14 protein-coding genes and 2 pseudogenes are annotated in these 16005 nt (G+C 54.2%); 1 reads left to right on the plus strand and 15 read right to left on the minus strand.

Translation table 11 applies throughout. The features are described from left to right. Window positions 1-84: 84 nt before the first annotated feature. From ACHHV8_RS35330 to ACHHV8_RS35400, 15 genes and pseudogenes are all read right to left on the minus strand, one after another. Complete coding sequence (locus tag ACHHV8_RS35330; RefSeq protein ID WP_076230567.1) at window positions 85-354, minus strand: HPr family phosphocarrier protein; 270 nt, start codon at window positions 352-354, stop codon at window positions 85-87. A 153-nt stretch (window positions 355-507) separates the two neighbouring features. Further along, window positions 508-1437, minus strand: coding sequence for a DNA-binding protein WhiA (gene whiA, locus ACHHV8_RS35335; protein ID WP_395164112.1), 930 nt, complete (start codon window positions 1435-1437; stop codon window positions 508-510). A gap of 6 nt (window positions 1438-1443) precedes the next feature. After that, window positions 1444-2430: a gluconeogenesis factor YvcK family protein gene (locus ACHHV8_RS35340; RefSeq protein WP_395164113.1), complete on the minus strand. Its 987-nt coding sequence runs from the start codon at window positions 2428-2430 to the stop codon at window positions 1444-1446. Continuing rightward, window positions 2427-3326 (minus strand): RNase adapter RapZ, encoded by a 900-nt coding sequence (gene rapZ, locus ACHHV8_RS35345; RefSeq protein ID WP_395164114.1) that lies wholly within the window; start codon window positions 3324-3326, stop codon window positions 2427-2429. The genes ACHHV8_RS35340 and rapZ overlap by 4 nt, the downstream gene beginning before the upstream one ends. A gap of 290 nt (window positions 3327-3616) precedes the next feature. Beyond that, window positions 3617-4568: pseudogene (locus ACHHV8_RS35350) on the minus strand (ROK family glucokinase). Between the two features lie 296 nt (window positions 4569-4864). Then, window positions 4865-5812, minus strand: coding sequence for a thioredoxin-disulfide reductase (gene trxB, locus ACHHV8_RS35355; protein WP_395164115.1), 948 nt, complete (start codon window positions 5810-5812; stop codon window positions 4865-4867). A gap of 143 nt (window positions 5813-5955) precedes the next feature. Further along, a complete protein-coding gene (locus tag ACHHV8_RS35360) occupies window positions 5956-7692 on the minus strand; it encodes a tetratricopeptide repeat protein (RefSeq protein ID WP_395164116.1) in 1737 nt (578 codons plus the stop codon). 132 nt (window positions 7693-7824) lie between these two features. Beyond that, window positions 7825-8775 (minus strand): ribose-phosphate diphosphokinase, encoded by a 951-nt coding sequence (locus ACHHV8_RS35365; RefSeq protein ID WP_395164117.1) that lies wholly within the window; start codon window positions 8773-8775, stop codon window positions 7825-7827. 320 nt (window positions 8776-9095) lie between these two features. Next, a complete protein-coding gene (gene hisIE / locus ACHHV8_RS35370) occupies window positions 9096-9767 on the minus strand; it encodes a bifunctional phosphoribosyl-AMP cyclohydrolase/phosphoribosyl-ATP diphosphatase HisIE (RefSeq protein ID WP_395164118.1) in 672 nt (223 codons plus the stop codon). Continuing rightward, window positions 9764-10522, minus strand: a complete 759-nt coding sequence (hisF, locus tag ACHHV8_RS35375; protein WP_395164119.1) for an imidazole glycerol phosphate synthase subunit HisF — start codon at window positions 10520-10522, stop codon at window positions 9764-9766. The genes hisIE and hisF overlap by 4 nt, the downstream gene beginning before the upstream one ends. A 1-nt stretch (window position 10523) precedes the next feature. After that, window positions 10524-11138, minus strand: coding sequence for an imidazole glycerol phosphate synthase subunit HisH (gene hisH, locus ACHHV8_RS35380; protein ID WP_395164120.1), 615 nt, complete (start codon window positions 11136-11138; stop codon window positions 10524-10526). A 1-nt stretch (window position 11139) separates the two neighbouring features. Next, window positions 11140-11745: an imidazoleglycerol-phosphate dehydratase HisB gene (gene hisB / locus ACHHV8_RS35385; protein ID WP_395164121.1), complete on the minus strand. Its 606-nt coding sequence runs from the start codon at window positions 11743-11745 to the stop codon at window positions 11140-11142. Continuing rightward, entirely contained in the window at window positions 11738-13027 is a 1290-nt protein-coding gene (gene hisD, locus ACHHV8_RS35390) for a histidinol dehydrogenase (RefSeq protein WP_395164122.1), read from the minus strand. Before hisD ends, hisB begins: the two co-directional genes overlap by 8 nt. An 89-nt stretch (window positions 13028-13116) precedes the next feature. Then, window positions 13117-13752 (minus strand): ATP phosphoribosyltransferase, encoded by a 636-nt coding sequence (hisG, locus tag ACHHV8_RS35395; protein ID WP_395164123.1) that lies wholly within the window; start codon window positions 13750-13752, stop codon window positions 13117-13119. A 14-nt stretch (window positions 13753-13766) separates the two neighbouring features. Continuing rightward, complete coding sequence (locus ACHHV8_RS35400) at window positions 13767-14960, minus strand: ATP phosphoribosyltransferase regulatory subunit (RefSeq protein ID WP_395164124.1); 1194 nt, start codon at window positions 14958-14960, stop codon at window positions 13767-13769. A gap of 405 nt (window positions 14961-15365) precedes the next feature. On the opposite strand from ACHHV8_RS35400, the pseudogene ACHHV8_RS35405 reads away from it, so the two are divergent. Then, window positions 15366-15782 (plus strand): annotated as a pseudogene (locus tag ACHHV8_RS35405) (VanZ family protein); the annotation flags it as partial. Between the last annotated feature and the right edge of the window lie 223 nt (window positions 15783-16005).

The raw sequence follows: 16005 nt of genomic DNA on the forward strand, positions 1-16005 counted from the left end.
GGACTCAGGTACTTTGCGGGGCCCCGAAAAGTTATAAATTCTGATAGGTAAAAAAAGCTTCCTTAACGGAAGCCCATGGCAGTATTATTGATTCTCCAGTTCCTCTTTGCTGACCAAAGTGACTAAAGCGTTTACAGCCTGCTCGGCGTCCGAACCCTCTGCACTAATGTAAACTTCAGTACCTGTACTAATGGCTAGGCTCATAATACCCATGATGCTTTTGGCGTTTACTTTCTTCTCATCCTTCTCCACAAAGATCTCGGAAGAGAATTTGTTCGCTTCCTGAACAAAAAGTGCCGCTGGTCTGGCATGAAGGCCTGTTTTCAACTTCACAACTACTGGGCGTTTCGACATTCCAACCCATACCCCCTACAATCATAAATTGCAAATGACCATTTCGTTAAATGACCATGAAAAAGCGATTTTTCAACTATTATATCATTTTTCCATGCATTGCACTAGAAATATTGTAAAATTACACAAAAAATCTACATTTACCAATGTGGACTACGATTTTCGGATCTTTTCGGCCATTTCGTCAATTTTACGCAGGCGGTGATTCACGCCCGACTTGCTTACCTGGCCCTTGAGCAGATCCCCGACTTCCTTCAAATTCATATCCGGGTGCTTCAGCCGGATTTCAGCCACCTCGCGCAGCTTATCCGGCAGGTTCTCGAGGCCAAGCTCCTTCTGCAGCAATCGGATATTATCGATTTGACGGACGGCTGCCCCGATCGTCTTGTTCAAATTCGCGGTTTCGCAATTGACCAAGCGGTTAACTGAGTTGCGCATATCTTTCATGATACGCACATCCTCGAAGCGAAACAACGCTTGATGCGCTCCGATCAGGCTGAGAAACTCAATGATTTTCTCGCCTTCTTTAATGTATAGAACAAAGCCCTTCTTGCGCTCGATGCAGCGGGCATTCAAGTCAAATTCATTGGCCAGATCGCACAGCGCATGGCAGTGCTCCTCATACATCGATGAGATTTCAAGGTGGTAAGACGATCCCTCCGGATTGTTCACCGATCCTCCGGCAAGAAAAGCCCCTCTCAAATAAGCGCGCTTACAGCAGTCATCCTCAATAATGTCTCTCTCGATCCCCGGCGTAAAAATAAAGCCTTCGGATACGATCTTCATCCGCGATAAAATTTCCTGCACCTGACTCGGTATCCGGACGATATAGACATTGTTTTTTTTCAGGCGCATCTTCTTACGAACCAGCAGCTCCGTATGCACGTTAAACTCTTTTTTCAAAAGCGAGTAAATCCGGCGCGCAATGGCCGCATTCTCTGTTGAAATATCCAGCACGATGCGCTGATTCGTTAACTGCACAGAGCCGTTCATCCGGATGAGCGCGGACAGCTCCGCCGTCTCGCAGCACGTCTCGGACTGAATCATGGTCAGTTCTTTCTTCGTTTGCGCGGCGAAGGACATGGTAAATCACCCCTTCTTGAGCATCCAGCTCTCCACCAGTTGATAAATATGCTGACTCAGCTTAATCGCATCATGTCTTAAATAAGTGCGGAATAACACCAGCTGATCGGCAATGACTTTGTAGCCCTTCTTGGTCACCTCTTCCAGATCCAGGTGGACCACCTTAGCGCCCTTTTCCGCATAACGGTCCTGTACCTGAGGAGGAATTTCCCCGTTGTTGACGATAACGTAATCGAATAAATCCTGGCCGACATGCTCGCGGACAGCCCGCAAGTGATCGCTCACCGCATAATGGTCCGTTTCCCCAGGCTGGGTCATCACGTTGCAGATAAACATTTTGACCGCCTTCGATTCCACAATCGTCCGTGTAATCTCAGGAACGAGCAAATTCGGCAAAATGCTCGTATACAGGCTTCCCGGACCTACGAGGATCGCATCCGCTTGCTTCAGCGCCTCTATCGCCTCCGGGAGCGGAGATACCAGCTCCGGTTCGATAAAGACCCGCTTAATCGTTTTGCCTGCCCGCGGAATTTTGGACTCGCCTTCGACGATAGTGCCGTCCGTCATTTCCGCTTTCAATACGATAGCGTGATTCGCAGCCGGAAGCACCTGCCCCCGAACGGCAAAAACACGGCTCAGCTCCCGAACCCCGGTTACGAAGTCACCGGTAATATCGCTCATTGCTGCCAAAATTAGATTGCCCAAACTATGCCCGGCTAATCCCTGCCCTTTCTCAAAACGATACTCAAGCATTTTGCCGAGCATCGGCTCCACATCCGCCAATGCCGTCAACACGTTGCGGATATCGCCCGGCGGCACCATCTCCAGCTCAGAGCGCAGAATGCCGGAGCTTCCTCCGTCATCGGCCACCGTTACGATAGCCGTGATGTCGAGAGGCTTCTCCTTCAATCCGCGCAGCATCACGGAGAGTCCGGTGCCTCCGCCGATAACGACGATGCGGGGCCGTCCTTTTCTCCCTTGACCGGTTGTCATTTTTTCACCTCAACCCGATCCCGCTCGGCATCGCGGTGATTCACTCTGACGATCTCGGTCTCGCTGTTTCCCATCACTTTACCCAAATATTCGGCAATAGCTACCGAACGGTGCTTGCCGCCCGTGCAGCCGATGCCGACAACGACCTGGCTCTTGCCTTCCTTCTTGTACTGCGGTACCAGAAAGTTGAGCATATCCAGCAGCTTCGCGAGAAACTCCTTCGTCTCGCCCCACTTCATGACGTATTCATAGACGTCGGGATCCTGCCCGGTGTTAGGGCGCAGCGTCTCCACATAATGCGGGTTCGGCAAGAAGCGCACATCGAAAATCAGATCGGCGTCGATAGGAACGCCGTACTTAAATCCAAAGGAGATGACGTTGATCGAAATCCCGTTGGACTCCAGATTGGTAAAACGGGCTACGATTTTCTCTTTCAGCTGGGCCGGCTTCAGGCTGCTCGTATCGATAACCTGCGTCGCCACGCCCTTAAGCTCCTCCAGCAGCCTGCGCTCCTGGTGAATGCCTTCCAACGGCGCGCCCGTAGGCGCCAGAGGATGCTTGCGCCGGCTTTCCTTATACCGCTGAACCAGCACCCCGTCCGTTGCGTCGAGAAACAGAATCTCGTACGTCAGCGTGTGATTCTCCTGAACATAGCGAAGCGATTCCGACAGCGAAGTGAAAAACTCGCGTCCCCGCAAATCTATCACCAGCGCTACCTTACCGATCCGGCCTTTCGACTGCTCAATCAATTCGGCGAACTTGGGAATCAAAACGGGAGGAAGGTTATCTACGCAGAAGAAGCCCAAGTCTTCCAAGCTCTGCACTGCGATGGTTTTGCCTGCGCCCGACATGCCGGTAATAATGACCAGCTTGCCTAAGGTATGCATTTCTTCCATGGGATGATGCCTCCTCCGGATTCGCCGGAGTCCAATTCCTGCGACTCTGTCTTCCGTCCCAGCACGCCTGAACTCCCGGCGAATTTGAATGGTGTTAACGAAAAGCTAGCAACCTATCTACGAACAATACCGCTACTACTTACTATAAAGCACATTGCAAAACAAGCCAATCGAATAAAATTCGCCTGAGCATCCATATCCATCCAGCCGTCTCTTCAGATGTCCTGTTATATCATATGCGGATAAAGGCGTTTGCTCACACGAGCTTTATAAAAAAACTTACTCCGTGCCTACGACCGAAGATTCAAGCCGGCCGCACCGACAACGCCCGCATCATTCCCCAGTGTTGCAGGAACGATATCCACGCCTTCCCTGGCGGATTCCTGAGCGAACTCATTAAAATATTTGCGAATCGCATCGAACAAAATATCGCCGGCTTTAGACACGCCGCCGCCAACGATAAAGCGCTGCGGATTCAGCACCACCGAAACGGCCGCCATCGATTTGCCGAGGTACAGCGCCGCGCGGTTGATGATACGGATCGCAACCTCGTCGCCGGAGTCCGCCGCTTCGAACACTTCCTTGGCCATAATGTTCTCAACCAGAGCCAAGGAGGTATGCTCTCCGCGCTCAACGGCTTCCTTCGCCATACGGATAATTCCGGTTGCCGAAGAGACCGTCTCCAGACAGCCCTTCAAGCCGCAGTTGCAGTTGATGGCCTCCAGATCAGGCACGACGCTCATATGTCCGAGCTCGCCGGCCATGCCTTTGTAGCCTTGAAAAATATTCCCATTTATAATGATTCCGCCGCCAACGCCCGTTCCGAGCGTATAGCATACAACATTCGGTATTCCTGCGCCCGCACCGCTCCAAGCCTCGCCCAACGCAGCAACATTAGCGTCATTGTCAATTTTCACAGTTTTGCCGAGCTTTTCTTCAAGTATTTTCTTCACAGGCACGTTGCGCCAGCCCAAATTCGGGGACAGCTTGATGAAGCCTTCGGGAATGTCCATGAATCCGGCGATCCCTGCTCCGATTCCGGCAACCTGTTCCCACTCGTACGGGGATTCTGCTACCAGCTTGCGAACATATTGGGCGATGTTCTCCAATACGACATCCGCGCCATGCTCCGTTCCGGTCCGGACCTTCATAGGTTTGCAGCAGCTTGCCATTCTCATCGCAGAGTCCCACCTTGATGGTCGTTCCGCCTAAATCGACTCCAACGTACACTTTTTCTACCATGCCTTGGTCACCTCATAAACATATGATCACGTAATGAACAAAAAAGCTCCATTTTAACTATAAGCCAACCCTAACCACAGGTCAAGCCAGCATTAGCAAATATTGAAAGCGGTTTCCAGCCTTATGCCCGTAAGGGAGCAGGGCGCCGGACAGTTCGGCGGAACCGCTCCGGCAGCCCGCCAACAATAGCTATTCCTGCTTATCCTGAAGATGGCGTCGGGCCTTTCCGGCGGAAGCGCCGTAACAGCTAAGCAAGAGAAAAAACGTGGAACCGTCGTCCCACGTTTTCCCATCTATTAAAGCGATTGGCTCCAGTCATGCACCGCATGTCCGTCCAGAAACTTCTCGCAGTCCAATGCCGCCATGCAGCCGCTGCCCGCAGCGGTAATAGCTTGACGGTACTTGCTGTCCTGAACGTCGCCGCAGGCGAAGACGCCTTCCACGTTCGTAAGCGACGTTCCCGGCTTCACGACGATATAGCCGTGATCGTCCGTCGTAATTTGGCCGCCGAGGAAATCGGTGTTCGGCTTATGGCCGATGGCTACGAAGATCCCGTCCGTTTCGATGATTTCTTCCGCGCCGGTTTCGTTGTTTTTCACCTTCAAGCCGGTAACGCCTTTATCTCCGGAAATGACGGCGAGCGGCGTCCGGTTCAAGCTCCAAGCCACTTTGGCATTCTCGCGTGCGCGGTCCTGCATGATCTTGGAAGCACGCAGTTCGTTGCGGCGGTTCACGATCCGAACCTCTGTCGCAAAGCGCGTCAGGAAGTTCGCTTCCTCCATCGCCGAGTCTCCGCCTCCGATGACAATGATTTTTTTACCGCGGAAGAAAAAGCCGTCACAGGTTGCGCAGGTGCTCACACCGCGGCCGATGCTTTCTCTCTCATTCTCGATACCGAGCAGCTTGGCGGAAGCGCCTGTCGAGATGATCAGGCTTTCGGTCTCGATTTCTCCGACGCCTTCCACGGTCAGCTTGAATGGACGTTTGGACAGATCCACCTTGGTGACCCAGCTTGTTTTGAACTCGGCGCCGAAGCGTTCCGCCTGCTTGCGCATATTGTCCATCAGCTCGGGACCCATGATGCCTTGAGGGAAGCCGGGGAAGTTTTCCACTTCCGTGGTGGTAGTCAGCTGTCCGCCTGGCTCCGGCCCTTCGATGACCAAAGGATTCAAATTAGCGCGAGCCAAGTAAATGGCTGCAGTAAGACCCGCAGGTCCGGTTCCGATGACGATTGCTCTGTACATGTAAACTCCTCCTATCAGGTTTCATATGTATTCGGGTGGCATTTCGTAAGATGCAGCGGACACGCACAGCGGGGAGGAACGCGTTCCTGTACGTTGCTCATAGGAACGTTCCCTCCCGGTCTGCTGCGGTCAGCGGATTACAGCTACAGCTTGAGAAACGTCGGAAAGATGGCTTCCATCTTTTCCTTCAGTCCGCAGGCCTGGTCAATGATCTTCACATTCTTGCTGATGGTTGCTACCGATACGTCGTACCGATGTGAAAGCTCATGGAAGGAGATCGCTCGGCGATGCATCTTGGCCGTCAAATATTCCAGCGCAGCCGCCCAGCCTTCCACCTTGGCGATCTTCGGAACGCCCGGATACACACGGGTGAGGAATTCAACCCACAGCGTCTGCAGATCATACTGCTGTACCATATCGTAGCGCCGGGTCATCTCCCGGATCGCCATATCCATCACGGCCTGCCATCTAGGCTCCCATACCGGCAGATTCGGCGAGAACGGCGACGCCGGTACGGTCAGCTTCTTCCCGTCCAGCACCGCTGTGATAGGGTCCTGCAAGCCCATATTCCGCAGCACGAAGATGGCAACCTTTTTCAAGTAGTCGTCTTCGGCCGGCTCCTGAATAAATTCAAGCAGAGCTTCCTTCACTTCATTGTCGGCAATCAGGCCGAACGCCTGGATCACCTGCAGCTTCGTATCCGTATCGCCATGGCGCAGCGCCCAGAAGAAGGACGAGCGCACCAACGGATCGCGCTTCAAATGATCGGGCAGACCTTCGGTCGACTTCTCCAGCCCCCGGAACTGTTCTTCGAACGGGAGATGGTAGTGGTAGCTCACCGGAGGCTTCACCTGCTCGTGGCGGGATTTATCCAATATGTTCAAGTAAAACTTCGGAATTTCCGAGCCCGGATCGAACTTATCCGCCTGACGCCACTGACGCTCCGCCTCATCGTATCGTCCGGTATTATATGCCGCTACGGCCGTATAGTGGAACAAGCAGGGGTCCAGGCCGGCTTCGCCCGTTTTGATCAGCCGTTTGAACAGGCGGAACGCAGTCTCATGCTCACTTAAGATGCCCATTGTAGTGGCCAGCTTAAACACATGATCTTGATGGAAAGGATACGTCTTGCGCAGTACCAAGAGCAGCTCGCCCAGCTTCTCCTTATCGCCGAAATGCTGATAAAAGATAGCCAGATTGCACAGCGCGTGCAGATTCCCGTGGTCGAGCTCCAGCACTTCTTTAATCATTTCGACGGATTTCTCAAAATGACCCATATAGTAATAAGCCAGCGCAAGATTGTTGCGTGCGGCCATAAAATCGGGATGCTTCTTAATAATTTTCTCTAAAATACGGACCGCTTCCCCGAACTTCCCTTCCTCCAGCATACTCCGGGCACGGTCATGCTCGAAGATGCCTTCGCGGCTCTTGATCGAGGTCAGCTTGGTCGGACGGTCCAGCTCATAGCTCAACAGCTCGATCATTTCCTCGGATTCCTCAAGAAATTGACCGGTCTCGTCATGCTCCAGGTAATGGATGATGGCCTTCTCCGCCGATTCATAGTTTTCCATATTCGCGAAATTGTTAGCCATATAGAAATAGCATTCCGTCATGGCCGGGTCGATCTGATCTAACACGTGCTGAAGAACACGGTTGGATTCTTCGTAATTCCCCATCTCCGAGAGCAGCCCCGCCAAATTACAATGATTGACCGGATTTTCCGGCTCGTATTCGGCAGCGCGACGAAAATATTTTAATGCCTTATCATAATGATACCGGTCCAGCGACTGAACAGCGCGTTCGAAAAAGAACGTGGCATCCATTTTCATCGGTATGACTTTCGCAGCTTGGGTTGGGGTGGCACGCTTTTTCTTTTCCATTAGTAAGGCACCTCCGGTTCTGTATGGAATTGTAAGAAACCAGCGTATTCATAAGCAAGTATAGCACAAAAAAGATAAATGCACATGGAGGACAGGCGCAGGCAATCTCTGCCTACGCCTGATTTAGGTTCATTAAACGCCGCCGTATTTAAACAAGGAGCTGATCGAACCGCCGTCTTTGATAATGCGGATCGCATTGGACAGCAGGCCTGCAATGGAAAGCACCTTGAATCTCGGGGAATGGTCGTCCGGAATCGCGATGGAGTCCGTGATGATGACTTCCTTGATGTTCGGATGGTCCAGACGCTGCAGCGCCGGTCCCGAGAAAACAGGGTGCGTCGCACAGATATACACATCGTTCGCTCCGCGTTCCTTCAAGCCCTCGACCACGTTGACAATCGTCGTACCCGTGTCGATCAAATCTTCTATAATGACCGGTGTTTTGCCTTTGACGTCGCCGATGACGTGCGTGACCACCGCTTCGTTGTGCGCATACCGTTTCTTAAACATCATCGCAATAGGAGCTTCCAGCACGTTAGCCAGATTCTCAGCCCGGGTCACGCCGCCCGCATCCGGGGACACGACGATCAGGTCAGGAATATTTTTCTTCTTGATATGATCGCTTAACAAATCCATCGCCGTCAAATGATCGACAGGAATATTGAAGAAGCCCTGGATCGCCGGAGCGTGCAGATCGAGTGTAATCACACGATGGGCGCCTGCCGCATTCAGCAGGTCTGCAACCAATTTCGCCGAAATCGGCTCACGCGGTGCCGCTTTACGCTCTTGACGGGAATAACCATAGTAAGGCACGACAAGATTGATGGTTCTGGCCGACGCACGTTTGGCCGCATCCATCATTACCAACAGCTCCATAAAGTGCTCGTTGATCGGATGGGAAAACGTCTGAACCAAAAATACATCACAGTTACGAATCGTTTCTTCAAAAAGACAGTAGATTTCACCGCTTTTGAATCGGGAAAGCTTGATTTGGCCAAGAGGAACATCCAGCTCCTTACAGATGGCTTGAGCCAATTTAGGATTGGATGAACCCGAGAATACTTTAACTTTGTCGCTGTACATGGTTACCTCCGCAATGGATTGTTTACGTTTACGTTATGATACCTATGGGGCAGTTGTCCGATGCATCTATAACATCAAAAGTTATTATACAATAAAAATGCTCTCAACCCCATTATACATGAAAAGATTCGATTAAGAAAAAGGCATTTCCGTGAATTGAAGGGGACATTTCCCCATTTTTTACGCACAAAAATCGTTTGGGTTACACATTTTTTCCGGGTAGTCCTAATATTGGTTCTTGACTTCCTTACATAGAGCAAGGGCATGGATCGCCCCTCCTGTACGGAGTTCCGAGCCCGATGCCCTTAAGCTGAATGAGCTTATTTTTTGGAAAGATGGCGCCGTTCCAATTCCTGCATGACATCGTCCAGCGGCAGCTTCTGCTCGCGGAGCAATACCATCAGGTGAAAAATCAAATCGCTGGCTTCATAACGAAGCTCGTCATGATCGCGGTTCTTGGCGGCAATGATAACCTCGGCGGTTTCTTCGCCGACCTTTTTCAGGATTTTATCGACGCCCTTCTCGAACAGGTACGTCGTATAAGCCCCCTCCGGACGCTCTGCCTCACGCGAAGCGATCGTCGCTTCGAGCTTGGACAAAATCGCGAAGCGGTCAGCCGCCGGCTCTGCAGCTTCTGCGGAAGCCTGACCGTTAACCGCTACTTCATTGAAGAAGCAGCTGTAGCGGCCCGTATGGCACGCGGGACCCGTTTGCTGTACCTGCACCAGCAGCGTATCGCCGTCGCAATCGTATTTAAGCGATTGTACCTTTTGCAGGTGTCCGCTGGTTGCGCCCTTATGCCACAGCTCGCTGCGGGAGCGGCTCCAGAACCAGGTCTCTCCCGATTCGACCGTAAGCTTGAGGGAATCCTGATTCATGTAAGCCATCATCAGTACTTCTTTGCTGACCGCATCCTGAACGATGGCAGGCACCAATCCGTGGGCGTCCCACTTGATAGCTGCCGTTAGCTGTTCGATTTGTTCTGTACTCACCGTACCTCCACCCCTTTGGACCTCAAATTGTCTTTTACATCGCTGATCGTCAATTCTTTATAATGAAAAATGGTTGCGGCCAGACCGGCGTCCGCCTTTCCTTCCGCAAACACGTCGTAAAAGTGCTCTTTCGTTCCCGCGCCGCCTGAGGCGATCACCGGAATCGACACGCTCTCCGATACGGCTTTCGTTAAAGGAAGATCAAAGCCGTCCTTCGTGCCGTCCGCGTCCATGCTGGTCAGCAGAATTTCGCCTGCGCCCAGCTCCTCGACCTTCTTGGCCCATTCCAGCGCCTTGATTCCCGTGCCGTTGCGTCCGCCGTGGGTAAACACTTCCCATTCTCCCCAGGCTTCGTTAAAGCGGGCGTCGATGGCAACGACGATACACTGCGAGCCGAAGCGGCGGGCGCCGTCGGAGATCAGCTGCGGATTGGTGACCGCTGCGGTGTTGATGCCGATTTTATCGGCGCCTGCGCGCAGCATCCGCTTCATATCGTCCACGCTGGAGATGCCGCCGCCTACCGTGAAGGGAATCGTAATTTCCCCTGCGGTTTGTCTCACGACCTCAACCATCGTTGCGCGGCCCTCGACGGAAGCGGAAATATCGAGGAACACCAGCTCGTCCGCGCCCTCGCGGTCATAAATCGCCGCCAGCTCGACGGGATCGCCGGCATCGCGCAAATTGACGAAATTGACGCCCTTCACGACTCTGCCGTCCTTCACGTCCAGGCAGGGAATAATCCGTTTTGCCAGCATGCTAGCCGTCCCTCCTCTCACACAGCTTCAAAAAGTTGCCGAGCAGCTGCATCCCGATGGCGCCGCTTTTCTCGGGGTGGAACTGCATGCCGAACACATTGCCGCGTCCTACAATCGCCGTCACCTGCTGGTAGTAATCGGTGACCGCCAGCAGGTCCGACGCCTGCTCCGGCTGCACATGATACGAGTGCACGAAGTACACGTGCCCCGGCTCGATGCCTTCGAACAGCGGGCTCGGCTGCACGAACTGCAGCCGATTCCAGCCCATGTGCGGCACCTTGTAGTCGCCGCGGAAGCGAACCACCTTGCCTGGCAGCAGGTTCAGCCCTTCGTGGGAGCCGTGCTCCTCGCTGTGGCTGAACAGCAGCTGCATGCCAAGGCAAATGCCGAGCAGCGGCTTGCCGCTCTGCGCATAGCGGGCGGCTGTGCCGTCCAGGCGCGACTCGCGCAGATGCTGCATCGCGTCGCCAAACGCGCCGACGCCGGGCAGAATGGCCCCGTCGGCCGCCAGAATCTGCGCCTCGTCCGAGGTGACGACGGCTTCGAAGCCCAAACGCTCGACCGCCTTCGCCACGCTGTGCAGATTGCCCATGCCGTAATCGAAGATAGCGATCATGCTACAGCACTCCTTTCGTGGACGGCACGCCTTTCACGCGCGGATCGATGGTCGTTGCCTCGTCCAGCGCGCGTCCGAGCGCTTTGAACACCGCTTCGATCATGTGGTGCGTATTTTTCCCGTAGTGGACGATAACGTGCAGCGTCACGCGCGCTTCCAGCGCGAACTTCCACAGAAACTCGTGCACAAGCTCCGTCGAGAAGCTGCCCACCTGAGCGGCCGGATACTCCGCCCGGTATTCGAAGTGCGGACGGTTGCAGATATCGATCACAACCTGCGCCAGCGCCTCATCCATCGGGATGAATACGTTGGCATAGCGCTTGATGCCCGCTTTGTCCCCGAGCGCTTCGCGAAGCGCCTGACCAAGGACGATTCCGATATCCTCCACCGTATGGTGGTCGTCGATCTCGATATCGCCCGTCGCTTCTACTTTCAGATCAAACATGGCGTTCTTCGTAAAAGCGTGCAGCATATGATTCAAAAACGGCACATCGGTTTCGAGCTCTGCGTTTCCGGAGCCGTCCACGTTCAAGGACAGCTTGATGTCCGTCTCGCCGGTCTTGCGCGCAATGCTCGACGTTCGGGAGGATTGCAATTGTTCAGCCACGGGCGTTCCCTTCTTTCTCCAATCGTATTTGAATCGCTCTGGCGTGAGCTTCGAGCCCTTCGTGCTTCGCCAAGGCAATAATTTTAGGTCCGTTCTGAAGCAGCGCTTCCTTGCTGTAATAGATCACGCTGGATTTCTTCATATAATCATCCACATTAAGCGGCGACGAGAAGCGCGCCGTACCGTTCGTCGGAAGCACGTGGTTCGGACCCGCGAAGTAATCGCCGACCGGCTCCGAGCTGTACGGTCCGAGGAACACGGCGCCCGCGTTCTCAATGGCGCTCAAGTACTGGAACGGCTCGCTGGCGATCACCTCAAGGTGCTCAGGCGCCAGCTGGTTGACGACGCGCACGCCTTCGTCCAGGCTTGCGACCGTCAGAATCGCGCCGTAATCGCGGATCGATTGCGAAGCGATGTCTTTCTTCGGCAGCGTCTCCAGCTGGCGGGCCACCTCCGCCTGCACGGCTTCGGCAAGCGCCTGCGACGGCGTAACGAGAATCGCCGAAGCCATCTCATCGTGCTCCGCTTGAGACAGCAGGTCTGCCGCGACATAAGCGGCATCGGCCGTATCGTCGGCGAGCACGACGATCTCGCTCGGCCCGGCAATGCTGTCGATGTCGACAGCGCCGAACACGTAGCGCTTAGCCAGCGCCACGTAAATATTGCCGGGCCCTACGATCTTGTCCGCGGCGGCGATGCTCTCCGTGCCGTAAGCAAGAGCCGCAACAGCCTGCGCTCCGCCGACGCGGTAAATTTCGCGCACACCGGCTTCCGAGGCCGCTACCAGGATGTGCGGGTCAATGCCTTCGGTGCCCGCCGTAGACGGCGGCGTCACCATGACGATCTCGGGCACGCCGGCCACCTGGGCCGGGATCGCATTCATCAGGACGGAAGAAGGATAAGCCGCCTTCCCGCCCGGCACGTACAAGCCGACCCGGCGCAGCGGCCGGATCACCTGGCCCAGGATGCTGCCGTCCGGCTGCAGATCCATCCAGGACGTGCGCTTCTGCTTCTCATGGAAGCGGCGCACGTTGTCCGCCGCCTCGCGGATCGCGGCAAGGAAGCTGTCGTCCACCTGCGAATAGGCGGCCTTGATCTCCGCTTCGCTGACGCGCAGCTCGTCGACGGTCACTCCGTCGAATTCCCGGGCAAAGCGCTTAAGCGCCCCGTCGCCTTCGCGGCGCACGGCTTCAATGATGCCCTTCACCCTTTCGTTCTGCTCAGGAGAGCCGTACTCCACCTCGCGCTTGAGCGCAAACTCGTTAGCCGGCATGATTTTCATCCCGCATTCCTCCTTCAACCATTCAACCAAGTAGGGATCAGCCCTATCGGTTCGTTTCATCTATACATCACGAATTGCAAAACATCTATTTATTTCGCAGCTCCTGCCATCATCAGCTGGAGCTTGTCGCACAACGCCTGGATCGTCTCGTTCTTCATCCGGTAGCTGACGCGATTGGCAATCAGCCGGCTTGTAATCGCAAAAATTTGCTCCTGCTCTACCAGACCGTTCTCGCGCAGCGTTTGCCCGGTTTCCACCATATCGACGATCCGATCGGCCAAGCCGATCAGCGGAGCCAGCTCAATCGAGCCGTTCAGCTTGATAACCTCCACCTGCTGGCCTCTTTCGCGGAAATATTGGGAAGCGACGTTCGGATATTTGGTCGCAACACGCGGGTTCAGAACCGGCTCCCAATCCGGCAGTCCGATGACCGACATGCGGCAGCGGGCGATGCCCAGATCGAGCAGCTCATACACGTCGCGGTTTTCCTCCATCAGCACGTCTTTACCTACGACGCCGATATCGGCTACCCCGTATTCCACATAGGTAGGCACGTCGACGGGCTTGGCCATGATGAACTCCATATTCGCTTCCGGCACCGGGATAATCAGCTTGCGGGAATCGTCCATCTCTTCCGGAATCGGGAGTCCCGCTTCGCGAAACAGCTTGGAGGCCTGCTTATAGATCCGCCCTTTGGGCATTGCCACTTTCAATACATCCTGCATGCTTCACGCCTCCTTTATCCTAATTGTATGATGTCCTTGTACGTCACGCCGTTCACACGGAACGACGCATCGCCCGAACGGACAGCCTCTATTTTACCATCCGGCGTCAACCGCGTCTCTACCATCACGCCTTCACCGGAACGCAGCTCCTTCGCCTTGGCGAAGGCTTCCGCTCTGCTTGCTGCCGTATAAGTAATCAACAGACGCTCCGGCGCCTGGGTCGGCTGCTTGCTGACCACCTCGAGAATCCGGTTCGTCTTCAAAGCAAAGCCGGTAGCCGGGGCCGGGCGGCCGAACTGCGTCAGCAGGTTGTCGTACCTTCCTCCGCTGCACACCGGGAAGCCCAGGTCCGCTGCGTAGCCTTCGAACGTCATCCCCGTATAATACGAAAAGTCACCGATCATCGTTAAGTCGATCAGCACATGCTCGCTGACACCGTAAGCCTTCAGCACGTCCCATACCTCGCACAAATGCGTGATCGACTGCTGGGCCGTCGGGTCCTTGGTCACCTGCTTCGCCTGATCGCAGATCTCTTGTCCTCCGCGGAGTCTTAAGATGCCTTCAAGCTCCTTTTGAACCTCCGGCGCCAAATCAAGCGAACGAATCGTGTCCCGGTAGCCGACATAATCGCGGTTCAACAAGCACTCCTTCAGCGCTTGCTGCGCTTCCGAGCGGTTATTCAGCGTTTCATCGAACAATCCGGTCAAGAAGCCTACGTGGCCGAGCGCAATCTTGAATTCCTTCACTCCGGCCGCCTGCAGGCTGGCGATCGCAAGGGCAATCACTTCAGCGTCCGATTCCGAGGAAGCATCGCCGACCAGCTCAACGCCGGTTTGGAAAAATTCCGCGTCCCGGCCCGCCTCCGCTTCAAAAGCACGGAAAACGTTCGCGTGATAAGACAGCCGGATAGGAAACGCCTCTTCCTTCAATAAAGATGCCACTACGCGGGCGATCGGCGCCGTAATATCCGAGCGCATGACCAGCGTGGTGCCGTTGCGGTCGAGCAGCTTGAACAGCTTGCGGTCCTCGGTGGAGCTAGCCACACCGACCGTATCGTAAAATTCCAACGTCGGAGTCATAATTTCACGGTACCCCCACCGTTCCATACATTGCAGTACGTTCGTTTCAATGGTACGTAATTTGGCTACCGCCTCGGGAAGGTAATCCTTGACACCGGTCGGCTTTTCAAACACTTTCGGTTTCGACACCAATCCTCACCGCCTATATAAACATAAATGTTATTCACTGTATTTGCTTTAGTTCGCTAATATGCTACCATGCTAACAAATTAAAGAATGTATTCGTAAGTTTATCATCGAAACCCGTTTCCGTCAACAAGGTTCCGGCTATTCCGGCCATGGTTTTCACGCATTTTCACAGCATCCGGATATCTCATAAATTAAAACGAAACATGGCATACTGAACCCGTGCTTCCATTATGCCGGAAGGGAGAGTCTGTCTTGGGCGTTCATCTGATTCCCATTAAAGCCGCTATGATTACTTTCCCCTTAATCGCCGCCCTGCTGACCATTCCTTTCCTAATCTATAACTATCACCGGTACGGCTATATCAACAAATTTAGAGTACTGCTCACCTACTCGTTCGCCTTGTTCATGCTGACCGCTTTTTATCTTGTCATTCTCCCTCTTCCGGAGACAAGAAATACGTGTTCAGGCATTGCGCCGGGAACAAAGTATTATACACTGGAGCCGTTTACCTTTGTCAGAGATTTTCTGAAAGAAACGCAGGTCGTCGGGTCCGATCCCGCCACCTATCTGCGGGCCGTGCATGAAAGAGCTTTTCAGCAGACCGTATTTAACTTCATTCTCCTGCTTCCGCTGGGTGTCTACATCCGGTATTATTTCAGACAAAAGTGGTACGCCGCGCTGGCCGCCGGCCTGCTTGTGTCGCTCTTTTTCGAATGGACTCAGCTGACCGGCCTGTACGGTATTTATGCCTGTCCTTACCGGATTTTCGACGCGGATGATCTGCTGTTGAATACCTGCGGAGCCGTTGCGGGATTTTTTCTTGCGCCCGTCCTGTTATTTCTCTTCCCGCCGAAGGAACAGCTCGATCATCACTTTGACTGGGAGACCCAGCCTGTAGGTTATATTCACCGGATGCTGGCGTTTGTCCTGGATTGGAGCCTGGTCGCCGCGGGGACCCGATTGGCTGTCACTCTTCAGCATATCCGGCTGGACAGCGTAAAAGGGCTGCTTCAGTTCCCGTTGACGACACTCGCCGTATTTGCGG

This window comes from Paenibacillus sp. TAB_01, from assembly GCF_043945595.1.
Lineage (GTDB): Bacteria > Bacillota > Bacilli > Paenibacillales > NBRC-103111 > Paenibacillus_S.